This is a genomic window from Amycolatopsis sp. NPDC005961, from assembly GCF_040629235.1.
Taxonomy (GTDB): domain Bacteria; phylum Actinomycetota; class Actinomycetes; order Mycobacteriales; family Pseudonocardiaceae; genus Amycolatopsis; species Amycolatopsis camponoti.
Genome location: NZ_JBEXVF010000069.1, coordinates 1 through 22,804, shown reverse-complemented (window position 1 = coordinate 22,804; position 22,804 = coordinate 1). Strand labels below are relative to the sequence as shown.

The 22,804-nt window shown below is 73.9% G+C and carries 24 protein-coding genes; 11 read left to right on the top strand and 13 right to left on the bottom strand.

Annotated elements, in window-relative coordinates:
* Positions 1 to 5: 5 nt before the first annotated feature.
* Both ABZ342_RS39735 and ABZ342_RS39730 read left to right on the top strand, forming a co-directional pair.
* Positions 6 to 275, top strand: coding sequence for a hypothetical protein (locus ABZ342_RS39735; protein WP_360484535.1), 270 nt, complete (start codon positions 6 to 8; stop codon positions 273 to 275).
* Positions 276 to 397: 122 nt separating this feature from the next.
* Positions 398 to 1,975, top strand: a complete 1,578-nt coding sequence (locus ABZ342_RS39730) for a long-chain-fatty-acid--CoA ligase (RefSeq protein ID WP_360484532.1) — start codon at positions 398 to 400, stop codon at positions 1,973 to 1,975.
* A gap of 44 nt (positions 1,976 to 2,019) precedes the next feature.
* On the opposite strand, the gene ABZ342_RS39725 is transcribed toward ABZ342_RS39730, so the two are convergent.
* Positions 2,020 to 2,751, bottom strand: coding sequence for a TetR/AcrR family transcriptional regulator (locus ABZ342_RS39725; protein ID WP_155542843.1), 732 nt, complete (start codon positions 2,749 to 2,751; stop codon positions 2,020 to 2,022).
* 84 nt (positions 2,752 to 2,835) lie between these two features.
* Here ABZ342_RS39725 and ABZ342_RS39720 point away from each other — a divergent pair, with 84 nt between their 5' ends.
* Positions 2,836 to 3,711: an NAD(P)H-binding protein gene (locus ABZ342_RS39720; RefSeq protein ID WP_360484529.1), complete on the top strand. Its 876-nt coding sequence runs from the start codon at positions 2,836 to 2,838 to the stop codon at positions 3,709 to 3,711.
* Between the two features lie 27 nt (positions 3,712 to 3,738).
* On the opposite strand, the gene ABZ342_RS39715 is transcribed toward ABZ342_RS39720, so the two are convergent.
* The gene (locus ABZ342_RS39715; RefSeq protein ID WP_360484526.1) at positions 3,739 to 5,058 is read right to left on the bottom strand and encodes a diguanylate cyclase; all 1,320 of its coding nucleotides are present in this window, start codon (positions 5,056 to 5,058) and stop codon (positions 3,739 to 3,741) included.
* Positions 5,059 to 5,265: 207 nt separating this feature from the next.
* On the opposite strand from ABZ342_RS39715, the gene ABZ342_RS39710 reads away from it, so the two are divergent.
* Both ABZ342_RS39710 and ABZ342_RS39705 read left to right on the top strand, forming a co-directional pair.
* A complete protein-coding gene (locus ABZ342_RS39710; RefSeq protein ID WP_155542840.1) occupies positions 5,266 to 5,748 on the top strand; it encodes a helix-turn-helix domain-containing protein in 483 nt (160 codons plus the stop codon).
* 65 nt (positions 5,749 to 5,813) lie between these two features.
* Complete coding sequence (locus tag ABZ342_RS39705; protein ID WP_360484522.1) at positions 5,814 to 6,497, top strand: SGNH/GDSL hydrolase family protein; 684 nt, start codon at positions 5,814 to 5,816, stop codon at positions 6,495 to 6,497.
* Between the two features lie 140 nt (positions 6,498 to 6,637).
* Here ABZ342_RS39705 and ABZ342_RS39700 read toward each other — a convergent pair whose 3' ends face one another.
* From ABZ342_RS39700 to ABZ342_RS39675, 6 genes are read right to left on the bottom strand one after another with little or no spacing between them, the layout of a single operon-like run.
* Complete coding sequence (locus ABZ342_RS39700; RefSeq protein ID WP_360484519.1) at positions 6,638 to 7,201, bottom strand: alkaline shock response membrane anchor protein AmaP; 564 nt, start codon at positions 7,199 to 7,201, stop codon at positions 6,638 to 6,640.
* Positions 7,198 to 7,725, bottom strand: coding sequence for a DUF6286 domain-containing protein (locus ABZ342_RS39695; RefSeq protein ID WP_360484516.1), 528 nt, complete (start codon positions 7,723 to 7,725; stop codon positions 7,198 to 7,200). The genes ABZ342_RS39700 and ABZ342_RS39695 overlap by 4 nt, the downstream gene beginning before the upstream one ends.
* Positions 7,722 to 8,105: an Asp23/Gls24 family envelope stress response protein gene (locus ABZ342_RS39690; protein ID WP_360484513.1), complete on the bottom strand. Its 384-nt coding sequence runs from the start codon at positions 8,103 to 8,105 to the stop codon at positions 7,722 to 7,724. The genes ABZ342_RS39695 and ABZ342_RS39690 overlap by 4 nt, the downstream gene beginning before the upstream one ends.
* Entirely contained in the window at positions 8,102 to 8,278 is a 177-nt protein-coding gene (locus tag ABZ342_RS39685; RefSeq protein ID WP_196425306.1) for a hypothetical protein, read from the bottom strand. The genes ABZ342_RS39690 and ABZ342_RS39685 overlap by 4 nt, the downstream gene beginning before the upstream one ends.
* Positions 8,275 to 8,565: a hypothetical protein gene (locus ABZ342_RS39680; protein WP_360484509.1), complete on the bottom strand. Its 291-nt coding sequence runs from the start codon at positions 8,563 to 8,565 to the stop codon at positions 8,275 to 8,277. The genes ABZ342_RS39685 and ABZ342_RS39680 overlap by 4 nt, the downstream gene beginning before the upstream one ends.
* On the bottom strand, positions 8,562 to 9,014 hold the full coding sequence (locus ABZ342_RS39675; RefSeq protein WP_155542834.1) for an Asp23/Gls24 family envelope stress response protein: 453 nt from the start codon (positions 9,012 to 9,014) through the stop codon (positions 8,562 to 8,564). Before ABZ342_RS39675 ends, ABZ342_RS39680 begins: the two co-directional genes overlap by 4 nt.
* 244 nt (positions 9,015 to 9,258) lie before the next feature.
* Between ABZ342_RS39675 and ABZ342_RS39670 the strand changes: the two genes are divergently transcribed.
* Both ABZ342_RS39670 and ABZ342_RS39665 read left to right on the top strand, forming a co-directional pair.
* A complete protein-coding gene (locus tag ABZ342_RS39670; RefSeq protein ID WP_360484504.1) occupies positions 9,259 to 9,948 on the top strand; it encodes a response regulator transcription factor in 690 nt (229 codons plus the stop codon).
* Positions 9,945 to 11,390, top strand: a complete 1,446-nt coding sequence (locus tag ABZ342_RS39665) for a HAMP domain-containing sensor histidine kinase (protein WP_360484501.1) — start codon at positions 9,945 to 9,947, stop codon at positions 11,388 to 11,390. The genes ABZ342_RS39670 and ABZ342_RS39665 overlap by 4 nt, the downstream gene beginning before the upstream one ends.
* On the opposite strand, the gene ABZ342_RS39660 is transcribed toward ABZ342_RS39665, so the two are convergent.
* Positions 11,356 to 12,435, bottom strand: coding sequence for a hypothetical protein (locus ABZ342_RS39660; protein ID WP_360484498.1), 1,080 nt, complete (start codon positions 12,433 to 12,435; stop codon positions 11,356 to 11,358). The genes ABZ342_RS39665 and ABZ342_RS39660 overlap by 35 nt on opposite strands.
* A gap of 301 nt (positions 12,436 to 12,736) precedes the next feature.
* Between ABZ342_RS39660 and ABZ342_RS39655 the strand changes: the two genes are divergently transcribed.
* Positions 12,737 to 15,868, top strand: a complete 3,132-nt coding sequence (locus ABZ342_RS39655) for a tetratricopeptide repeat protein (protein ID WP_360484495.1) — start codon at positions 12,737 to 12,739, stop codon at positions 15,866 to 15,868.
* A gap of 87 nt (positions 15,869 to 15,955) precedes the next feature.
* Here ABZ342_RS39655 and ABZ342_RS39650 read toward each other — a convergent pair whose 3' ends face one another.
* From ABZ342_RS39650 to ABZ342_RS39640, 3 genes are all read right to left on the bottom strand, one after another.
* A complete protein-coding gene (locus ABZ342_RS39650; RefSeq protein ID WP_360484492.1) occupies positions 15,956 to 16,804 on the bottom strand; it encodes a hypothetical protein in 849 nt (282 codons plus the stop codon).
* Positions 16,805 to 16,947: 143 nt separating this feature from the next.
* Complete coding sequence (locus ABZ342_RS39645) at positions 16,948 to 18,642, bottom strand: hypothetical protein (protein ID WP_360484489.1); 1,695 nt, start codon at positions 18,640 to 18,642, stop codon at positions 16,948 to 16,950.
* 28 nt (positions 18,643 to 18,670) lie between these two features.
* Positions 18,671 to 19,543, bottom strand: a complete 873-nt coding sequence (locus ABZ342_RS39640) for a hypothetical protein (protein WP_360484486.1) — start codon at positions 19,541 to 19,543, stop codon at positions 18,671 to 18,673.
* A gap of 351 nt (positions 19,544 to 19,894) precedes the next feature.
* On the opposite strand from ABZ342_RS39640, the gene ABZ342_RS39635 reads away from it, so the two are divergent.
* From ABZ342_RS39635 to ABZ342_RS39625, 3 genes are all read left to right on the top strand, one after another.
* Positions 19,895 to 20,857: a ferritin-like domain-containing protein gene (locus tag ABZ342_RS39635; protein WP_360484483.1), complete on the top strand. Its 963-nt coding sequence runs from the start codon at positions 19,895 to 19,897 to the stop codon at positions 20,855 to 20,857.
* Between the two features lie 74 nt (positions 20,858 to 20,931).
* A complete protein-coding gene (locus tag ABZ342_RS39630) occupies positions 20,932 to 21,465 on the top strand; it encodes an SRPBCC family protein (protein WP_360484480.1) in 534 nt (177 codons plus the stop codon).
* 133 nt (positions 21,466 to 21,598) lie between these two features.
* A complete protein-coding gene (locus tag ABZ342_RS39625) occupies positions 21,599 to 22,033 on the top strand; it encodes an ATP-binding protein (protein WP_360484477.1) in 435 nt (144 codons plus the stop codon).
* Positions 22,034 to 22,287: 254 nt separating this feature from the next.
* Here the strand turns inward: ABZ342_RS39625 and ABZ342_RS39620 are convergent.
* Positions 22,288 to 22,804, bottom strand: a 517-nt coding sequence (locus tag ABZ342_RS39620; protein ID WP_360484474.1) for a fasciclin domain-containing protein, incomplete at its 5' end; no start/stop codon positions are given.

Sequence of the window (22,804 nt, the reverse complement as noted above, 5' to 3'; positions counted from 1 at the left end):
GCCTGGTGAGCGCTCACGGCCCGGTCTTCCTGACCGCCCACGACCCCGTTTCCCGCCGATGGCAAGTCCGGACGATGCTGCCGAACCGATGGCTGCTGCTGGCCGCGGCCACGCTCGCCGTGGTGCCCGCGGACGAAGGGCCGGCTTGGACGACCGCCGTCGCGATCCTCGCGGTGGCGGTGACCGTCTCGGCCGTGCTCGCGCTGCGCCGGGCCGCCGCGAAGGTCGACACCCTGCTCGCCGAAGAGCTCGGGCCCCGCAGGCCTCCCGGCTGAGCGCGCGCGTCCGTTGTGGACCCGTCCACGCGGAAGCGGCCGCGCGGTGGACCCGGCACCGGTCACCGTGGTAGAAATAGAACGTGTTCCACTTCTGACCGCCGGTGCCGGGAGGTGCGCGGATGAGCGTTCCCACGGTGACCGAGCTGCTGCTGGCCCGCGCCGGGGACGAGCGCCCCGGCCTGCGGTTCGAGGACGAGACGCAGTCGTGGGCCGCGCACGTCCGCGCGTCGGCCCGCCACGCGGCCGACCTCCGGGAGACGCTCGACTGGGACAAGCCGCCGCACGTCGGCATCCTGGCCGACAACGTACCGGCGTTCTCCGCCCTCCTGGGCGCCTGCGCCTTCGCCGGGGCGGTGCTGGTCGGGCTCAACCCCACCCGGCGCGGCGAAGCCCTCGCGCGCGACATCCGGCTCGCCGACTGCCAGTTCGTGCTCGCCGAGCGCAAGTACCGGCCCCTGCTGGACGGCCTGGACCTCGGCGGGATCGGCGTGCGTGACCTGGAGCCGCACCCCTCGGCGACCACGCCGCTCGATCCCGTCCCCGCGTCGCCGGACGACCTGCTCATGCTGATCTTCACCTCCGGCACCAGCGGCGACCCGAAGGCCGTGCGCTGCACCCACGGCAAGATCGCGTTTCCCGGCGCGATGCTCGCGCAGCGGTTCGGGCTGTCCACATCGGACACCGTCTACGTCACGATGCCGATGTTCCACTCCAACGCCGTCATGGCCGGCTGGGCGGTCGGGCTCGCGGCCGGCGCGACCATCGCCCTGCGCCGCCGGTTCTCCGCGTCCGGCTTCCTGCCCGACGTGCGGAAGTTCGGCGCGACCTACGCCAGCTACGTGGGTAAGCCCCTGTCCTACGTGGTCGCGACTCCCCCGCGCCCGGACGATGCGGACAACCCGCTGCGCCTCGTCTACGGGAACGAAGGAGCGAGCGCCGACCTGGCCGCGTTCGAGAAGCGCTTCGGCTGCAAGGTCGTCGACGCGTTCGGCTCCACCGAGGGTGGCGTGGGTTTCGCGCGCACCGACGACACCCCGCCCGGCTCCCTCGGCCGGCCGGCCGAGGACGTGGCCATCCTGCACCCGCACACCGGCCGTCCCTGCCCGCCGGCCGAGTTCGACCCCGACGGCCGGCTGGCCAACGCCGAAGAAGCCGTCGGCGAACTGGTCAACACCGCGGGCGCCGGCTGGTTCGCCGGGTACTACCGCGACCCCGGAGCCGACGCGGACCGGCTGCGCGGCGGCCGGTTCCACACCGGCGACCTCGCCTACGCCGACGCCGACGGGTTCTGCTACTTCGCCGGACGGCTCGGCGACTGGCTCCGCGTCGACGGGGAGAACCTGGGCACCGCGCCGATCGAGCGCATCCTGCTGCGGCACCCGGCGATCACCGACGCCGCCGTCTACGCCGTGCCCGACCCGGTGACCGGCGACCGGGTGATGGCCGCCATCGTCACCGGCGGCACTCCCCTGGACCCCGCGGAGTTCGGCCGCTTCCTGGCGGACCAGCCCGATCTCGGGCCCAAGCAGGTACCGGAGTACGTCCGCACGGTCCGGGAGCTGCCGCGGACGTCGACGTTCAAGGTCGTCAAGCGCCGGCTCGCCGCCGAGGGACTGAACTGCCCCGACGTGATCTGGGCGCGCACGGGGCGGGACATCGCTTACGCCATTGCGTCCACTGTGGACAATCTCGTCTGAAGGAAGGGCGGTACGACTTCCTGCTGAAGTGACCGCCCGGGCCGTCAGCCGCGGCGGCGGCTTTGAAGCTCGCCGGCGACGCGGGTCAGCCATTCGCCCAGGAGGGTCCGCTCCCCCGGGCTGAGCGCGGGCAACTCCGGCATCGCCGCCCGGAACGTGGTGACCACGGCGACCGGATCGGACGCGGGCGGGGCCGGCACGGAAGCCAGGATCCTGCCGAGGACCGCGTCCAGCAGCTCGTCGGCGAGGTCGGCGTCGCGGCGCTCCTCCGGTTCGTCCAGCAGGGTGAGCACGGCGCCGGTGCCGGCCGCGCGGATCAGGTCGACCGCGCGCGCTTCCGACACCTCGAGCAGGCCCGCGGCCGCCACCCGGCCGACCCGGGCGCGGAGCACCTCGGCACCCGCCGCGATGGCCGGTGAGCTCCGCAGCCGGCCGGGCTCGGCCAGCAGCAGGAACACCTCGGGGTTCGCGAGGCCGAACCCGATGTGCGTCCGCCAGGCGGCTCGCAGGTCCTCGACCGGGTCGCCGTCCTCGCCGGCCGCCCGCACCGCCTTGACCGCGGCGTACTCGGCCATCACGTGCTCGGCGACGGCCTGCAGGAGACCGTCCTTGTCGCCGAAGAGCCGGAAGATCGTCGGCGGCTGGACCCCCGCGGCCTGGGCTACGGCGCGCGTCGTCATCGCCCGCGCACCCCCTTCGCGGAGCAGCTCCGCGGCGGCGGCGATGATCCCCGACCGGACGTCGGGACGGGCTTCCACCAGGGGTTCGACCGGCATGAACCGATGGTATCACTTCCGCGCTACCACCGATTCGAATCAGTGGTAGCCTCAGATGCGAACCAACGATTCACGGAGGCTTTCATGATCATCGTCACCGGCGCGACCGGCCGTCTCGGCTCCCGTGTCGTCGAGAACCTGCTCCGGCGCGTCCCCGCCGAGACCGTCGGCGTGAGCGTGCGCGACGTCGGCGCGGCCGCGGCACTGGCCGGCCGCGGAGTCCGCGTCCGGGCGGGCGACTTCACCGACCCGGCCACCCTCGACGACGCGTTCGAGGGCGCCGAGCAGGTGCTCGTCGTCTCGGCCGCGATCCGCGGCCCGCAGGCCGCCGAAGCGAGCAAGGCCGCCATCGACGCGGCCGTGCGGGCGGGCGCGTCGCGCGTGCTGTACACGAGCCACCAGATGGCGTCGGCCGACTCCGCGTTCGACCCCGGACGGCAGCACGCGGACGCCGAAGCCCACCTGGCCGCGCAAGGCGTCGCGTACACGGCCCTCCGCCACGGTTTCTACGCGAGCACGTTCGAGTACTACCTCCCCGCGGCGCTGGAGTCCGGCGAATTCCGGCTCCCCGCGGACGGCCCGGTCTCCTGGACGGCCCACGCCGACCTGGCCGAGGCGGACGCCATCGCCCTGACCCGGCCCGGCGCGCTCGACGGGCCGACCCCGCCGCTGACCGCGCCGGAGCTGCTCGACTTCGCGGACGTGGCCCGCATCGTCGGCGAGCTCACCGGCCGCCCGATCAAGCGGGTGGTCGTCGACGACGAGGAGTGGGCGGCGGCCGCGACCGCCGGCGGGATGCCCGCCGCCGCGGCCGAGTTCACCCTGGGCATGTTCCGCGCCGCCCGGGCCGGCGAAATGGCGGTGACGGACCCGGCCTTGGAGACCCTCCTCGACCGGCGCGCGACTTCGGTGCGTTCGGTGCTCGAAGAGATCGTCGCCCGGCAGCCCGCCCGGCACTGACGAATTTCACGGCACACCGGGCACCGGTCAACCCAGCGGGAAGGTCCGGCCCACCCAGGTCTCGGCTTCCTCGCCGGTCGCGTACGTCGGCAGGTACGGCCCGGACGCGACGACCACCCCGATGTCGAACAACAACCGCGCGTGCGCCTCGGAAAGGACTCCTCGGGCGCCCACCTTGATGCCGAGTTCCCCGGCTCGCTCGACCAGCTGGCGGATGGTGCGCACGGCCCGCTCCGGCGGGTCGTCGACCTCCAGCGCGTCGATGATCGCCCCCGTGAGCATCACCGCCGGCGCCGGTACGTCGAGGGCGGGCAGCAGCTCCAGCTCGGGCAGCCCCGTCACGTTGACGACGAACACCACACCCGCCCGGGCCAGCTCGCCGAGGGAACCGAGCAGGTCGCCGCGGTCGTCGAGCAGCGACGGGCCGTCCGTGCAGAGCATGAGGTGCCGGTGGCGGAGGCCGTTGCGGTCGAGCTCCCGGCCGACGAAGCGCACGAGGTCCCCGTCGATCGCCATCCGGCGGGGCAGGGTCAGGCAGACCGTGGGCGCGTCGTCGCCGAACCGGGCCCGCCACTGTCCGGCCGTGCGCAGCGTCTCGGTCAGCAGGTGCCGGCCGAGCGCCACGGTCATGCCGGTGGTTTCGGCCAGCGGGTGGAACAGCTCGGGCCGCAGCTCGCCGAGTTCGGGGTGGCGCCAGCGCAGCACGGCGTTGAGCGACGTGATGATCGCGCCGTCCGGGAGCACGACGTGCGGCCGGTAGACGACCGCCAGCTCCCCGGACTCCAGCGCGCCCGCGATGCCGCACGCGAGGCGGTAGCGCTCGGCGTCCTCGTGCCCCGCCACCGGGTCGAACAGCACCCACCGGGTCCGGCCCAGCTCCTTCGCCCGGCGCAGCGCGACCTGCGCGGACCGGATCGCCTCCGCGGGCCGCGCTGGGTGGGTGCCGGCGAGGAAGATCCCGACGCTCGCACTGATCCCGACCCCCACTCCGTCCACATAGGACGGACGACCCAGTGCGGCGATCACCGAGTCCGCCAGCTCCCCCGCCGACGCCGCGCCGTGTTCTCCCGGGACCGCGACGGCGAAGACGTCGCCGGGCAGCCGCGCGAGGACCGGACGGCGGTCGCGGAAGATCTCTCGCAGTGTTCGCGCCGCCCCCGCGAGCAGCTCGTCGGCCGCGTCGAACCCGAGGCCGTCGCGCACGACGGCGAACCCGTCGAGGCCCACCAGCAGCACCGCGACCTGGCTTCCGGCGTCGGCCGACAACAGCGGCGCCAGCTCGCTTTCGAGCGCCGTGCGTCCGGGCAGCCCGGTCACCGCGTCGAGCGAGGCGGAGCTGTCGGACACCCGTCAGCCACCTCCTGGTCCCGTGCTAGTCCCGTGCGCTCCCCGGCGGCGTCCGCACACCGGTTCCGGGCCGGGGCCAATCTACGGGGTCGGCCCGCGGGCGTGCCACTCCTCCACCGGCCGTCGCTCGGCGTGGATCCAGGATAGGGGCAAGGCTAATGTGTCCGTGCGCCCCGCCGCGGCGGCCGCGCGAGGAGAGGAGCGAAGGTGCAGCTGGATGCCGGTGCCTACCAGCGCATGCTCGGTGAGGAGCTGCGCCGGCTGCGCGAGGAGCGCGGCCTGACGCGCCGCGACCTCAACCACCGGCTGCACAGCGACCTTTCGCTGCAGACGCTCGCCACCTACGAGCTCGGTACCCGGCAGTGCTCGGTCGTCCGCCTCGTGGAGCTGTGCCTGGCACTGGACGAGACGCCCGAGGCGCTGCTGGCCCGCGTCGGCCGGCGCTACTTCGGGACGTTCGGCACGACGGAGGCCCAGGGCGTCCGGGTCGACCTGCGGCGCGTCGTCCGGGCCCCGCACCAGGACCTGGCGCCGTTCCGCCGCTGGGCCGAGGGCAAGCTCGCCGAGTGCGACGACACGACCGGGGTCCCGCACGAGGTGCACCTGGACGCCCCGGCCCTGCGGCAACTGGCGGAGCTGTGCGGGACGACGACCGCGAACCTCCTCGCCCGGATCCGCGCCCTCGGCTGACTTCCGTCCCATCCACGGCCCGGCCGGCGGCGAATACCCGTGGACGCCGATCGGAAGGAGCGTGCGTGCCGAGTCGCACTTGGTCGGGCCGCCTGCTCGACGTGGCCTCCGCAGTGGTCCCCGGGATCGGCCGGGTGCGCGCGCAGAAGGAACCGTTCGCCCGGGCCTGGACGGAGGCCAACCGCGCCGCGCTCGGCTCGGGCCGGCCGCGCTGGGTCGCGCTCGGCGACTCGATGACGCAGGGCATCGGCGCCGACGACGTCGGCGGCGGCTGGGTCCCGCGCCTGAACGCCCGCCTCGGCGAGCGGTTCGCGGTGGTCAACCTGTCGGCCTCCGGCGCCCGGATCGCCGACGTCCTCGACGACCAGCTGCCCCGGATGCTCGCGCTGCCTTCGCCACCGGCACTGGTGACGGTCCTGGTGGGCGCCAACGACATGCTGACCCCCGCCCGCCGCCGCGGTGCCCCGGACCGGTTCGCCGAGCTGCTCGACCGGCTCCCCGCCGGGCGTTCGGTGGTCGCCACGTTGCCGCAGGGCAACCCGGAAGCCCGGGCGGTCAACGAACTCGTCGACACGGCGGCCGCCCGGGGCGACGTCCGCATCGCGGACCTGCGCGGCGGAGCACTGGGGCCACTGCGCGGCAGCCTCGCCGACGACTGGTTCCACCCCAACGACGTCGGCTACACCCGGATCGCGGGACTCTTCGAACCCCCGGTGCGCGCCGTCGCGGGTCGTGGGGAACGGGACTGAGCCGCGCACCATTCAGCCGACGCGGGATCCGCTCGTGGTCCGGAAGCGCGGGCGGTCAACGAACTCGCCGACACCGCGGCAACCCGGGGCGATGTCCGGATCGCCGGGTCCCGCGGGAACGGGACTGAGCCACGCACCCGTCAGCCGACGCGGGACCCGGTCGTGGTGGTGAACCGGAGTTCGATGCGGGTGGCCAGGCTGTCGAGGTCGAGCGCCTGGCACAGCCGCGGGACTCCCTCGGCGTGGATGCGGCCGCGGATCCCCGTGGGGTCGCCGTCCTGCTCGACCGACACGACGACCTCGAGGACCGGGGCCTGCCGGGTGCCGGCGAGGGTCGCGGTGGCGTGGTGCACGCCCGGGTAGCCGCGCAGCTCGTCGACGAACGGGACGACGGCGGCCCCGGCCGCCAGCTCGGTCGTGCCGTCGTCCGGGCTGTCGTCGAAGCGCCAGACGCGGCCGCGCGGCTTGCGGACCAGCTGGGCGGCCAGCCAGCGCAGGCCGGCGAGGGCGAGGACGATCCCGGCGGCCGCGGCCGCGTACGGCACCCACGCCGGCGGCAGTGCGGTGCCGGGGACCAGGGGCCGGTCGGCGCCGAGCGCGGGCAGCCAGTGGAAGCGGATCGCGGCCGGCAGCGCGCCGGCCGTCATGAGCAGCAGGCCGAGGACGGCGATCAGGGTGCGGTTGAGCCGCGCGGGACGGTTCACGAGGTGCTCCTGGAGGTGCGGAGGCGGACCTTGACGGCCGGACGGCGAGCCGGGTCGACGCGGTCGATCCGGGCGGCGACCGCGGCGCGGACGGAGTCGGCGATGCCGTCGGGCCGGGTCCGGTGCGTGGTGACGCGCACGCGGACGCCGCGGCGCCCGAGCTTGAGGCCGACATTGTCGACGCCGTCCACCCGGGCCGCCGCCGCTCGCAGCGTGGCGCGGAAGCTCCGGCGCGACGCCCCGGAATCCGGTTCGCCGCGCAGCGGCAGCACCACCGGCGTGCCCGGGATCAGCGCGGCGGCCAGCAACAGCAGGCCGACGACGGCCACGGCCCCACCCGCGGCGACGACGGGAAAGTCCGCCCAGCGCAAGGTGTTCAGCCGGCGGGCGACGGCACCGTAGTCCAGCCAGGCGCGCTCGCCGAGGATCGTCTGCACGGCCACGATCGCGGCCAGCGCGCCGGCCGCGGTCAGCACCAGCGCGGCCAGCGTGGCCGGAACGCTCCGGCGCGGACGTCGTTTCACAGCACCCTCCTCGGTTCGCGGGCCGGCGCGTGCAGCGCGGTGACGGTGATGTCCACCCGCCGCACGGCGAGGCCGGTCAGTTCGGTCACGCGGTCGCGCAGGTGCGCGCGGGCCCGTTCGGTGGTGCGGGTGACCGAAGCCGGGTAGGTGATCGACAGGCGGGCGGCCAGCCGGACGGTGTCGCCGTCGACCTCGGCCGCCACCTTCACCGACCGGTCGGCGTCCTCGCCGCCCACCGCGATCCCCAGCACCCGGCCGGCCGCGCCGCCGACGTCGGTGAGCTCGCCCGCGGCGTGGGCGGCGATCCGTTCGACCACCCGCGCGGCCACGACCAGCTCGCCCCGGTCCTCGACCGGGATCGACGCGGTCACGCCGGTCACCCCCGGTCCCGGCCGAGCAGCTGCGACACGTCGAGCTTGCCGTCGAGGACCCGGCCGGCCAGCAGCCCGAGGGCGCCGAGCACGAAGACGGCCAGGAACGCGCCGAACCCGCCGAACGCCACGGCGAGCCCGAGCGCGAGACCGGTCAGCAGTCCTGTCTGAGTGGCAGTCATGGAAACCTCCTTCGAGAAGTGGGTGGTTCGGCGACGTCGCCGACGAAGACCCGCACGGGCCGGTCGAGCGGGCCGGCCGCCGCGCGAACGGCGGCGGCCGCCGCGGCGACACTGGCCGGGTACCGGAGGACGACCCCGATCGTGACGGCGTCGTCGGCGATCCTGACCCCGGCGACGCGCCGGCCGGGCAGCAGCGTGGCGATCTCCCCGATCCGGCCGGCGTGCGGGCCCGCCACCTCGGGCAGGCCCGCCACCGCCTCGGCGATCGTGGCCGCGTCCGGCGTCACTGCACCCGGCCGGTGTCGGTGCCCGCGGTGTCGTCCTCGTCGGGCAGGTGCAGGTCCCCGACGCCGATGTTGACCTCGACGACCTCCAGGCCGGTCATCTGCTCCACGCCGGTGATCACGTTGCGCCGCACCGCGCGGGACACATCGGCGATCGAGACGCCGTACTCCACGACGATCTGCAGGTCCACGGCGGCCTGCTTCTCGCCGACCTCCACCGACACGCCCTGCCCGGCCGAGGCCGTGGCCCCCGGGATGCGCTCGCGGATCGCCGAAAACGCGCGAGCGGCCCCACCGCCGAGCGCGTGCACCCCCGGCACCTCACGAGTGGCCAGCCCGGCGATCTTCTGCACCACGGTGTCGGCGATCGTCGTCGAGCCCTGGCTGGTGACCAAAGCGCCACCCTCCTTCGCCGCGGCGGCGACGGGAGCCTTCGTTGTCGTTTCGGCCATGGTGTTCCTCCGATGTCGTGACGAACGGTTACGCCACAGAGGACCCACGCTCACCGGGATCGTCACGGTCCCGTTCGTGTGAACGGCCTCACCCGCTGGTGACCGTGACGAACGGCCCGCGCCGGTGTCGTGCCCGCCGGGCCGTGTGACGAGACCGCACGGGTTCGCGACGGTTCGGCACGAGTCACGACGAGCGCCACAGCCCACCCCTACGATCGGCACGCATGTCGATCACGGGAGGACCATGTCGCGCATCCTGCTCGTCGAAGACGACGCTGTCCTGGCCGAAGCGCTCACCCTCGCCTTGAAGGCGCTCGGGCACGACGTCGTCGTGGCGCCGACCGGGGAGCGGGCCCTGGAGGCGTTGTTCACCGACCGGCTCGACCTCGAGGTCGTGCTGCTCGACGTGATGCTTCCCGGCATGGACGGCTTCGAGGTCTGCCGCCGGATCCGCGCCCGCAGCCGCCTGCCGCTGGTGCTGCTGACCGCGCGCGGCGATCCGATCGACATCGTCGCCGGGCTGGAATGCGGCGCCGACGACTACGTGGTGAAACCGGCCGAACCGCGGGTGCTCGACGCGCGGATCAAGGCCATCGGACGGCGGGCGGTCACCGCGCACGGACCGTCGACCGGCCTGCTGCGCGTCGGACGGCTGGAGATCGACGCGGGCGCGATGAGCGTGACCCGCGACGGCGTCGAGCTGGCGCTCACCGCGACCGAAATCCGGCTCCTCGTCGAGTTCGCCGACCACCCCAACCAGGTGCTGAGCAGGCAGACGCTCCTGAAACGCGTCTGGGACTACGGCTACGTCGGCGACTCGCGGATCGTGGACGCGGCGGTCGCGCGGCTGCGGGCCAAGATCGAGGACGACGCGGCGAATCCCGTCGTGCTGAAGACGGTGCGCGGGCTCGGCTACCGGCTGGTGGGCCCGTGAGGCGGCCGTCGTTCGGGCTGCGGACGAAGGTGACGGCGGCGGTCGTGCTGATCACGGTGACGGCGACCGCGGTGATGGCCTTCACGGCGTCGAAGGTCCAGGAAGACGACGCCGTCGACAGCTTCGCCTACACCGCGAAGACGTCGTTCGGTGCCCTGTTCGAGCAGTCGTGGCGAGGGCTCGAAGCGATGCTGGCGGGGCGGACCACCTTGACCGGCTTCAGCCGGGAGATGAGCGGCCGGACCGCGGAGTGGGCGCTGTTCACGAAGCGCCCCGACGGCTCGGCCGACCTGACGGAGTACGCCTCGACCGATCTTTGGTACCGGCCGCATCCCGTGCCGGTCCGCGTCGGCGACCGGGAACGGATCGTGGCCCCGGTCGCCGACCGGGTCCTGGTCCGCACGGACAAGACGATGGACCTGCTCACGGCGATCACCGAGGACCCGGCGACGGGCAGGCGGCTGCTGGTGGTCAGCGGGAACTTCGCGGACTACTGGCTCGTCCAGTTCTTCGACCTCACCCCGCTCGACCTCGACCTGGCCGCGCAGCGGACGAAGCTGGTGTACATCGCGCTCGGGGTGACGGTGCTGGGGATCGCTGCCGCGGTGTTCGCCGCCTGGAACATCCAGCGGCCGGTGCGCCGCGTCGCGTCCGCCGCCCGCGAGCTGGGGGACGGCGCCTTCGACGTGCGGGTCCCGGTGAAGGGCCGGGACGAGCTCGCCGACCTCGCGGCGTCGTTCAACGTCATGGCCCGGCGGGTCAGCGAGTCGATCGAAGACCTGCGCACCAAGGACCGGCAGCAGCGGCGCTTCGTCGCCGACGTCGCCCACGACCTGCGCACCCCGCTCGCTTCGATGGTCGCCACCGTCGACACGCTCGACAGCGCCGTCCCCGAGACCCGTACCCGCGCGGCCGAACTGCTCGGCACGCAGGCCCGGCGGCTGGCGCGGCTGGTCGAGGACCTGCTGGAGATCTCCCGCTTCGACGCGGGCTCGGCGGACTTCCGCCCCGAGCTCGTCGACCTGTCCGCCCTGGTCGAGGACGCGATCGAGGTGAGCGTGCCGGACGCCGCCGTCGAGGTCACGAGCGCCGGGGACACAACCGTCTTCGCCGATCCGCGCCGCGTCCACACCGTCGTCGGCAACCTGCTGGTCAACGCCGCCCGGCACGGCCGGACCCCGATCACCGTGTCGCTGACGGGAACCGCCGACGCCGTGACGATCCGGGTGGCCGACTCCGGCCCGGGAATCCCCGATGAGCTGCTGCCGATCCTGTTCGACCGGTTCGTCCGGGGCGACCAGGCGCGGCGGGCGACGGAAGGCAGCGGGCTGGGACTGTCGATCGCGCGGGAGAACACGCTGATCAACGGCGGGGAGATCACCGTGCACAACGACCACGGCGCGGTCTTCACCGTGCGTCTTCCACGGGAGTCACCAGCGTGAGCCCGCGCGGCGCGCAGCCGTCGAAGTACGGCATCGGCACGTGCGTGAGGACCAGCAGGAGCGCGGACAGCACGCCCACCCGGGACAGGCTCAGTTCGCGGCCGCCCAGGCAGAGCCACAGCACGAGCGCGAAGTTGGTCACCAGCAGGAAACCCCAGCGGGCGTCGTCCCAGCCGGCGAACGCGAGCAGCACCGGCGCGGCGATCGCGGCGGCGGGCAGCGCGGCCGCGAGCGTCGGCCGGTGCAGGACCAGGAAGCCGCCGACCAGCAGGATCGCGATCGGGACCAGGTAGAGCAGCACGTTCGTGACGGAGTACAGCTGCCAGCTCTGGGCCTGGGTGCGGTCGAACAGGCTCAGCGCGTCGGCGCGGTAGGGGAAATCGGCGGTGGACAAGGTCTTCCGGAGCTGGTCGACGGCGCCGGGGGCGGCCGGCGGCAGCGCGAGGAGCACCAGGCCGGCCACCGCGGAGGGCGCCAGCAGCACGCAAGCGCGCCGGAACGGGACCATGCGCAGCAAGGCGAACCCGAACACCGGCAGCACGGTGAGCAGCGCGATTTCGTGCACCGCCACCGAAAGCGTCATGAGCGCGCTCGCGACCACCGGCCGGTTCCGGTGCGACGCCCACAACGCCGCGAACAGCAGCACGTACAGCACCTGGTCGAAGTAGCCGACCTCGTGGAACAGGTAGCCGCCGGTCGGCAGCAGCAGCCAGGCGACGACCACCAGCCGCCGGCTTTCGGTGCGGCCGCGGAAGAACGCGATGGCGACGGCCGTCAGGAACGCGGCGAGGACGAGGAAGCTCGCGACCGCGCGGACCCGGTAGCCGGGCCCGAACGGGGACAGCAGCGTGCCGACGAGGAAGCGCCGGTGGAACCCGCCGGTCAGGGAGACCGACTGCAGCGTCGCCGCCCACTCCCCCGGGAGCCGGAACCCGGTGTACGCGGCGACGCCGGCGGCGAGCGCGAACAGCGCCGTGACGCGCCGCCGCGGGGACTTCGCCGGGACGGTGACCGGGGCGGGGCCGCGGTCGAGCAAGGTGGTCATGGCGCCAAGCTAGGAACGGATCATGCGCCCGCCGCGACCGTGGCGCACCGGTTCCGCACGACTTCGCGACAGCGTCGCGGAAGCCGGACCCACCATCGAGTCCATTGTGGACTGACGAACCCCGGCCCGGTTTGCGATGCGCTCCAACGCGATCCGGGCTTGCCGCTACGATCACCGGGCCGCCGGACGCCGCCCGGCGCGGGTTCACGTGGCCGGCTTGCTCCGTTCGGACCAGCGACGTATCCCCGGACCGGGCCGGTGCTTCCTCATCACGGCGGAACGTGGCTGCGCGGAGGGCCGGATGGCGGATCGGCGGGCGCCGGGGATCGAGGTCCGGGTGCTGGGACCGTTCGAAGTCGAGGGCGGGGGCACCCCGCTCGACCCCGGCGGGCCGCGGCTGCGGGCGATGCTGGCGCTGCTCGCAGCCCACGCCGGCCGGCCGGTGAGCGTGCCGATGTTCGTGTCCCAGCTCTGGGGGCCCGAGCCGCCGCCGGACGCCGGGCGGACGGTCCGCACCTACGTCTCCCGGCTGCGCCGGGCGCTGCCGCCGCTGGCCGGGCTGATCAGCACCCGCACGCCGGGGTACGTCCTGCTCGAACCGGAAACCGTGGACGCGGTGCGGTTCCGGCGGCTGGCCCGCGAAGGGCACGCGGCGCTGGCGGACGGCGCGGCCGAGGTCGCCCGCGAACGGCTGGCAGCGGCGCTGGGGCTGTGGCGCGGGACGCCCTACGCCGAGTTCGACGGGGTCGCCGCCCTGGCGATGGAGCGGACCCGGCTGACGCGGGAACGCCTCGACGCCGTGCAGGACCGGATCGACGCCGACCTGGCTGCCGGGCTCGGCGGGGAGCTCATCGCCGAGCTGACCGACCTGACCGCGGCGCACTCCGGGCACGAGCGGCTGTGGGGGCAGCTGATGACGGCCCTGTACCGCGCGGGCCGGCAGGCGGACGCGCTGGACGCCTTCCGGCGGGCGCGGCACGAGCTGGCCGAGCACGCCGGGGTGGACCCCTCCCCCGAGCTGACCGGCATCCAGCGCCGCGTCCTCGCCCACGACCCCCGGCTGCTGGCCGTACCCCGGCCGGCGCCGGCGCCGGCACGCCCGGCTCAGCTCCCGCCCGCGGTGCCGGGGTTCACCGGCCGCCAGGGCGAGCTCGCCGCGCTCGACACCGCCACGGCGGATCCGGACACGGTCGCCGTCCTCGCGGTCTGCGGCACGGCGGGCGTGGGCAAGACGGCGCTGGCGGTCCGCTGGGCGCACCGCGTCGCCACCCGGTTCCCGGACGGGCAGCTCTACGTCGACCTGCAGGGCTTCGACCCCGGCGGCGTGCTGGCGGCCGAGGAGGTCCTGCGCGGGTTCCTGACCGCGTTCGGCGTCACCGACCGCCGGCCGGGCACGCTCGCGGGCCAGGTCGCGCTGTACCGCAGCCTGACCGCCGGGAAGCGCGTGCTGGTGGTGCTCGACAACGCTCGCGACGCCGCGCACGTCCGTCCGCTGCTGCCGGCCGGCGCGGGCAGCGCGGTGGTCGTCACCAGCCGCGACGACCTGGCCGGCCTGGTGGCCCGCGACGGTGCCCGCCGGATCGGGCTGGACGTGCTGGACCGCGACGAGGCGGTCGAGCTGCTCCGGCAGCTCATCGGCGACCGGATCGCCGGGCCGGCGGAGCTCGAGGACCTGGCCGCGCACTGCGCCCGCCTCCCCCTCGCGCTGCGGGTCGCGGCCGAGCTCGTCGTCCGGCGCGGCCGGGTGGGTCTCGAGGACCTCGCCGACGAGCGGCGCCGCCTGGACCTGCTGGAGGCCGGGGCCGACGCCGCGACCGCCGTGCGAGCCGTGTTCTCCTGGTCGGAACGGCACCTGCCGCCCGCGGCGAACCGCCTGTTCTGGCTGCTGGGCCTGCATCCCGGCCAGGACACCGACGGCGACGCGGTCGCCGCGCTCGCGGGTGTCGACGCCGAAGGCGGCCGGGAACTGCTCGGCGTGCTGGAAAGCGCCCACCTCGTCGGGGCTTCCGGCCCGGACCGCTGGAAGATGCACGACCTGCTGCGGGCCTTCGCCCGGGAACGCGCGCACGAACGGCTCGCCGGACCCGAGCGGCAGAGCGCGCTGGGGAACCTCTACGAGTTCTACCTTTCGCACGCGCTGACCGCGATGGACGCCGTGTTCCCGGAAACGGTGCGGTGGCGCGGCGACGACACCGGGCCGGCCCGGCCATCGCCCACGTCGGCCGCCGCCGCGAAGGCGTGGCTGGACACCGAACGCCTGACCCTCGTCGCGATCACGCGCACCGCGGACGGCGAACTCGCCGGCTACGCCGTCAAGCTGGCGCGGGCGATCGACCAGTACCTGAGCGTCGGCTACCACAACGCGGACGCGTTTTCCGTCCACCGGCGGGCCCTCTCGGCGGCCGAGCGGCTCGGTGATCCGGCCGGGCAGGCGCGCGGGCTGCTGGAGCTCGGGCGCTCGCACGCCCGCTCGGGTGCCTACGGGGAGGCCGACGACCACTACCGGCGCGCGCTGGCGGTGTTCCGCCGGCTCGGCGACCGCGCCGGGGAGGCGCGGACCCTGATCGCGCTGGGCCACAACGAAGGCCGGGCCCGCCGCCACCAGGAGGCGCTGGCCGGCTACGGCCGGGCGCTCACCCTCAGCCGGGAGATCGGCGACCGCGGGCAGGAAGCCGTGGCGCTGGCCAGCATCGGCCAGGTGCAGCACAGCCTGGGCCGGCACGAGGAAGCCGTGTCGTGCTTCCGGCAGGCCGCCGTGATCTACGAGGAGACCGGCCAGCGCGTCGGTCAGGGCCGGATCCTCAACGACCTCGGCAACGTCCTGCAGAGCCACGGGCGGCTGCCGGAAGCCTACGACCACCACCGGCGCGCCCTGCTGATCCTGCACGACATCGGCGACCGCGCGGCCGAGTCGGTCGCGCACACCGACCTCGGCCGGATCCTCTCCCGGTGGGACCGGCACACCGAAGCTCTCGAACACCACCACCGGGCGCTCGCGGTGTTCCGGGAGATCGGCGACCCGGTCGGCGAAACGGAGGTGCTGGTCAACCTCGGCAGCGCCTACGAGCGCATGGGCCGGTACGCCGAAGCGGGCGACGCGCACCAGCAGGCCCAGGCCCTGGCCGCGAAGCTCGGCGACCGCCGGCTCGAATGCACCGCGCTCGACGGGCAGGGCCGGGTGGCCTCCGCGACCGGCCGGAGCACCGAGGCCCTCGGGTACCACGACCAGGCCCTGAAGCACGCGCGGGCGATCGAAGACCGCGAGCAGGAAGCCCGATCGCTGGACGGGATGGCCACGGCCCACGCTCGGGCCGGCGCGGGGCCCGAGGCGCACCGGCTGTGGTCGGCGGCGCTCCGGATCTACGACGACCTGCGCATGCCGGAAGCCGTCGAGGTCCGCCAACGCCTCCGCGGGACACCGGCGGCCGATTAGCGTGCGAAGTCGGCGTCGAGGTCCGGCTTGGACAACTGAGGCAACACCGTCCTTTGTGGACAGTACGGAGCCGGTGCCGTCGTCCCGCTATTGCCGCGCGAGCGCCCAGGGCATGAGTTCCTTGGCCAGCGCCCGGCTGAACGGGCGGACCAGCGTCTGCAGCTCCGCGCAGGCGGCCTCGCCGACGTGGGCGTACGGCCGCACGCTGTTCTCGTCGGTCGCCCGCTCGAGGTCCGCTCGACGGGCCGCGCCGGCGGGCGTGAAGGTCGGGTCGGCGTCGTCGGTGAGCCAGTCTCGCTCGCGCAGGCCCGCGACGGCCCGGGTCCAGTCGTCCTCGGACCAGGCCCGGGAGGTGCGCAGGGTCTCGGCGGGGACGGCACCGGAAGCGGCGTGGGTGACGAGGGCTTCGATGCCGCTCAGGCCGGCCGTCAGAAGGGCGGCCACGTGGGCGTCGCCGCGGTACTCCCGCAGCAGGGTCTGGGCGTGCCACAGGACCAGGTGGGGCTCGGTGGGCCACGGCAGCGCCGCGTGGGCGGCGAAGAGCGGGCGGCCGGTGACGTCGCCGGCGACCGTCTCGGCGGCTTCCCGCAGGAGAGCGGCGGCTCGGCGCATTTCGGGCGAGGTGACGGCGTCGCCCAGGATGCCGCGCAGCGCCCGGTCGGCGCCGGCGTAGCGCGCGGCGAGGACGGCGGCCGGGTCGGTGGCGGACCAGGCGGCGGTGATCGACTCCCGGACGAGGGCCGGGTTGAAGTTGTAGAAGGTCGCGACCACGACCGGCGCCGGGACCGCGCCGAGCGCCGCCGACCGCGACGCGAAGTAACCGGCGCGGCCGGTGAGCCCCAGCTCCCCGTACGCCGCGGCGGCTTCCGGGGCGAAGTAGATCATTCCGTGGTAGGGCTCGAGGAATCGCCAGGTCAGCCGCGCCGCTTCGATCACCGGGTCAACATACCATCCGGTCGGTACGGCGTGGGGTCTCTCGGCTTCTTCTTCGGGAAGTGGCCCGGGCGGCCGGATCGCCACCGCGAAACGGAGCGGGGCACCGGAATCCGGTGCCCCGCTCCTCGTTCTCCCGTGAACCGTCAGACGGTGTGCGGGGTGTGCGCGACGGTGTTCCAGCCCGAGGCGTGGACCCCGGCGTCGCCGCCGTTGCCCGCCCAGCCCGAGTTCCCGCCGGTGGTGCTGCTGGTGTTCCAGGCGTCACCAGTCGTGCCGGTGGCGCCGGTGTCACCCGAGTGGCCCGAGGTCACCGTGGTGGCCGACTTCGTGCCGTTCTCGTGCTTCCAGCCACCGTGGTGGCACGGGCCGGAGTGGCGGCCCTGCTGCTCGTGCCCGCGGGTCGACGTGACGGCGGTGTTGCCGCCGGTCGAGCCCGAGTCGCCCGAGTTGCCGGACGTGCCGCTCACCGCGTTGTTGTGGCTGGTGGCGTTCCCGGCATCGCCGGAATCGCCACCGTTGCCGCCCTTCGCGGTGCCGGTCACGACACCCAGGACGCCGGTACGGCCGCCCTGCTCGTGCCGCTTCCAGCCGTGCCCACCGTTGTTCGACGCGGTGTTCTGACCGGTGCTGACGACAGCGGCGTCGCCACCGTTGCCCGCCCAGCCCGAATTCCCGCCGGTGGCGGTGCTCCAGTTGCTCGCGTCACCGGTCGAACCGGTGGCGCCCGTGTCACCCGAGTTGCCCGACGTCACCGTGGTGGCCGACTTCGAACCGTTCTGGTGGTTCCAGCGGTTGCCCTGGCCACCCAGGGTCCACACGACGGCGCTGTTGCCGCCGGTGGAACCGGAGTCGCCCGAGTTGCCGGAGTTCCCGGTCACCGCGTTGTTGTGGCTGGTCGCGTTCCCGGCATCGCCGGAATCGCCACCGTTGCCGCCCTTCGCGGTGCCGGTCACGACACCCAGAACACCCTGCTCGTGCCGCTTCCAGCCATGCCCACCGTTGTTCGACGCGGAGTTCTGACCGGTGCTGACGACAGCGGCGTCGCCACCGTTGCCCGCCCAGCCCGAGTTCCCGCCGGTGGTGGTGCTCCAGTTGCCCGCGTCACCGGTCGAACCGGTGGCGCCGGTGTTCCCGGAGTGGCCCGAGGACACCGTGGTGGAGCACTGCGCCAGCAGGCAGAGGCCGTAGGCGCTGTTGCCGCCGGTCGAGCCGGAATTCCCGGAGTTGCCCGAGTTCCCCGACACCGCCGAGTTGCCGCTGGTGGCGTTCCCGGCATCGCCGGAATCGCCACCGTTGCCGCCCTTGGCGGTGCCGGTCACCGAGCCGAGCACCCCGCTCACGCCGCGGGCGCCCCGCGAGTCCGCGGTGTTCTTGCCCGACGCCACCGACGCCCCGGAGCCGCCGTTGCCGACGTTCCCGGAGTGGCCACCGGTGGTGGTGCTGGTGTTCGAGGCGTTCCCGGTCGAGCCGGTCGCCCCCGTGTTCCCGGAATTGCCCGAGGACACCGAGGTGCTGCACTTGGCCAGCACGCAGACGCCGTAGGCGCTGTTGCCGCCGGTCGAGCCGGAGTTGCCCGAGTTGCCGGAGTTCCCGCTGACCGCGTTGTTGCTGCTGCTCGCGTTCCCGCCGGTACCCGAGTCGCCACCGTTACCGCCGGAAGCGGTGCCGGAGACGACGGAGTGCAGCGTGCCGCCGAGCCCGCCCAGCGGGCCCGAGTTCCCGGTGTCCGCACTGGCCACCGCTGATCCCAGCAGGACGAACCCGCCGGAGATGAACGCGGCGGTCAGGCCGCGTCGCACGTACTTGTGCATGACTTCCCTTTCCTGCTCTCTGTCCATTGTGGATTTTGAGGGTGGAAAGGGTGCGTCAGCTCGGGTGGTCGTTTCCGAAGCAGACCAGCCAGTACAGCGACGGCGGACCGCCGGGTGGGGCACGCCAGGAGCGGCCGGTGCCGATTTCGCGGGTCCCCGAGGCCGGCACGGCGAACTCGCCACCGTGCTGACCGCCCGGGCCCGCCGACATCGAACCACTCAAGCCGGTCGGACCTTCCGGCACACCGCCCCCGCCGGATCCGGACATCGAATCGGCGCTCGTCGCGTCCGAAGCCGATTTTCCGGCGTCGGGCCGGGAATCGACCTGGTGGTCGTGACGAGGCTGTACCCGGCCTTGCGCCGGCACGGCCGGAACACTCGGACCGGCCACCGCCGGCGACGGGCCGGAGTCCCCGCGCGGCGTGGGCCGGGCGGGGTGCCCGGTCACCGGCGTGACCCCGTGATCGGCCCCGATCGCCCGGACCACCGGTGCGAGCACCGGGGCCGTGGCGTGCAGGACCGGCGAGGTCACCGGGGACACCGCGCGCAGAACCGGCTCGGTGACCGGCCGCAGAGCCGACAGCACCGGCTCCGCGGACCGCAGCACCGGCCGGGTGACCGGTGCGATCACCGGCTCGAGCACGCGCGTCACCGGCGTCACCACCGGAGCCACCCGCGACGTCACCGCGTGCACCGGGCCCGTGACCGGCGTGAGCGCCGGGCCGGCGGGCTCGAGCACGTGGTGGGCCGCCTGGCCGGCTCGGCCGAGCAGGCCGGGCCGGTCCGGTGGCGCGCCTTCCGACGCGTCCGCGGCACCCGACACAGCCAAGGCCAGCAGGGTGAACCCGAACAACGCGCCGGCCACGACGAGCACCCGCAGCAAGAGCGAGTGCCCGGCCGACGTGTCATTCGTCAGGGAAGTATCCATCCATCTCACCCCCCTTCGAGTGTGGACTTCACCGTCGGTCGTGTTTCGGCGCGATTGCCATCACCGGATTGGGTGTAAATCGAAGTTTTTTCTTTCACTCAAATAAGGTTTGCTACCGCTGGGTAGCGGGTAAATTTCGGGGTTTTCGTGCCACGAAAGGCACGAAACGCCCAGGCTGAACACTCTCCGTGGCCCATTCCGGGGTGGTACGGGAAAATCCGCTCGGGGGATCAACCCATCCGCGGGGCGCACAGCCCCGAACGCGCACTGTCCACGAAGGATCCGTCCCGCCGCCGCGAACCGGCGGTGGGCAACGCCCGCCGTCCGTGCGGGCGGGTTAGGAGATCACCCGTGTTTGGCAAGCGCTATGCCGCGTCGATGATCAACCGCAGTGCCGAGAACGACCAGGACCGCCGCCGCTTCCTCAAGGCGGCCGGGATGACCGGCCTCGGGGTCGTCGGAGCGGGCGCCCTCGGCGGGCTCGCCGCCGGCCCCGCGGCCGCCGCGACGGCCCGGCCGGCCGCCGCCGAAGCCGCGGCCGGCGGGGTCAGCGACGGCGCCGTCCTCAACTTCGCCCTCAACCTCGAATACCTCGAAGCCGAGTTCTACCTGCACGCCGTCACCGGCCGGGGTCTCGCCGACGCCATGACCACCGGCACCGGCACCCGCGGCGGGGTCACCGGCGGCCGCGCCGTCCGGTTCCAGACCAAGGCGGCGCGCCAGTACGCGCAGGAAATCGCCTCGGACGAGAAGGCCCACGTCCAGTTCCTGCGTACGGCCCTCGGCTCGGCCGCGGTCAGCCGGCCCGCGATCGACCTGCAGGCCAGCTTCACCGCCGCCGCCCAGGCGGCCGGGCTCGTGAAGCCGGGTCGCAGCTTCGACGCCTTCTCCTGCGAGGAGAACTTCCTGCTGGCCGCGTTCCTGTTCGAGGACGTCGGCGTCACCGCCTACAAGGGCGCGGCGCCGCTGATCAGCAACAAGACCTACCTGGAGGCGGCGGCGGGCATCCTCGCGGTCGAGGCCTACCACGCGGCCAACATCCGCAGCGCGCTCTACCAGCGCGGCCAGGCCGCGGCGACGATCAAGCTGTCCAACGCGCGCGACAGCCTCGACGGACCGGCCGACGACGACCAGGGCGTCGTCGACGGCCACGGCCAGGCCAACATCGTGCCGACCGACGCCAACGGCATCGCCTACAGCCGCTCCCCCGGCCAGGTCCTCAACATCGTGTACCTGACGAACAAGGCGGCCAAGTCCGGCGGGTTCTTCCCCAAGGGCGTCAACGGCGAGGTGAACACCAGCGCCGCCAACTGACCCGGCGCGGGTGCCGGACCGCTGTCGGGGCGGTCCGGCACCCGGCCGTGCTACGAATGTGGTGGAGGTCGGTGATGTTCGGTTTCGGAGTCGCGCCTTTGCCGGCGGAGCGCACCGGCGCCGCGGCGGGTGACGACCTCGTGCCCCGCCCCGACGTCGTCATGGACCGCGGCTTCACGCTGCCCGCGCCGCCCGAGCGGGTCTGGCCGTGGTTCGCCCAGCTCGGCAAGAACCGCGCCGGGTGGTACCTGCCCGCCTGGATCGAAGCGGTCCTGCCCCGGCGCCGCCGGGCGTTGCGCCGGCTCGACCCGGCGCTGCAGCGGCTCCGCCCCGGTGACGTCATCGACGACTGGGGCGGCCGCGACGCGACCTTCGAGATCGTCACCCACGACCCGCCGCACACCCTCGTGCACCGCTCCACCCGCGGCCGGCTCGAGATCAGCTGGGCCATCCACCTCGTCGCCGCGGACGGCGGCACCCGGGTCCACCTCCGGTTCCGCCTGAGCGGCGCCCGCCACCCCCGTCTCGTCGAATACGGCGGCGGGCTCGTCGACCTGCTGACCGTGGCCGGTCTCGCGGCCGGGCTCCGCGAGCGCGTCACGCGGTGACCGGCCCGCGTTCAGTCCACTGTGGATTCGTCGCCGCCGGGTCGCCGCTCCGCCGCGAAATGGCACCAATCCGGTCGCGGAGCTGACCCGAACCACGAACTGGACGGGTGTCGAGGGAAGGACGGGGCCGGCGATGGACTCGGACGAGGAGCTGGCCCGGTTGACCCGCCGGGTCGCCGGGGCGGCCGAAGCCGTGGTCGGCCTGCGCGATCGTCCGGACCTGCGGGTGGTCCGCTCCCTCGTCGCCGAGTCGCTGACCTTCGGCGCCTCCTCCGATGACCGGTTCGGCGGAGTCCTGCTCGTGATCGACGAACTGGTCGGCAACGCCTACCGGCACGCGTCCGCGGTGCGCGACCTGCACGTCGCCCGTACCGCCGAGAACCTGCTGGTCGAAGTCGGGGACGGGGATCGGGACGTCACGGCCGTGCGAGCCTGCCGCGCGGGATCCGGCCGGTTCGGGCTCCGGCTGGTCGGCCAGCTGTCCCTCGAGTGGGGCGTACGCGCCGACCGCGACGGGAAAGTGGTCTGGGCGCTCGTGCCGATCCGGGAGTTCCCCGCCGGTCCTTGAGCGCGGCCACTTTCGTCGCGAAGGGCCGGCCGCCGCCACGGCCCTGGAGTGATCCGGCACTGGCGACGGCCGGCGGGACGCCGCCGCTTCGGCGTCCCCGGCGGCGGATTTCGTGCGCTCCGCCGCCGGACCAGGGTCGCTGTCCGAGACCGGGTTCGGCGCGGACAGCGAAGGACGGCTGCCCCGGGCTCCAGGAGGTCGCGGAGCCGGGGCAGCCGTCCGGTGCCGGCCGCCCGTCGGCGGCCAAGCCGGTGTTACTTGTTGGTGCCCGGGGTCAGCACCTTGTCGATCACGAAGACCGTGGCGTTCTTCGTCGGGATGTTGCCGCACAGGATCTTCGCGCCGTTGACGGTCATGTTCTCGCCCGAGCCCTCGATCTTCAGCGGCCCACCCGCGGCGTTGAGCGAGTCCAGCGTGCCGGCCGACTCGAGACCCTTGGCGTCGTAACGCTTGCCGACCACGTGGTACTGCAGGATCGGCGACAGCTCCGCCGGCTTGCCCGCCAGCTCGGCGAACTTCGCGTCACCCAGCGCCGCGAACGCCGGGTCGGCCGGCGCGAACACCGTGATCGCCGGCGCACTGTTGAGCGTGTCGACCAGGTTGGTCGCCTTCACGGCCGCGACCAGCTTGGTCAGCAGCGGGTTCGTCGACGCCGCCGACGCGACGGGCTGCGGGCCCCCGGCGATGATGGCGGTGGCCCCGTTCGGCTTCGGCGGCTGCATCCCGTAGCCGGGGTAGGGCGCGGGCGGGTACGCGAACCCACCGGGGTAC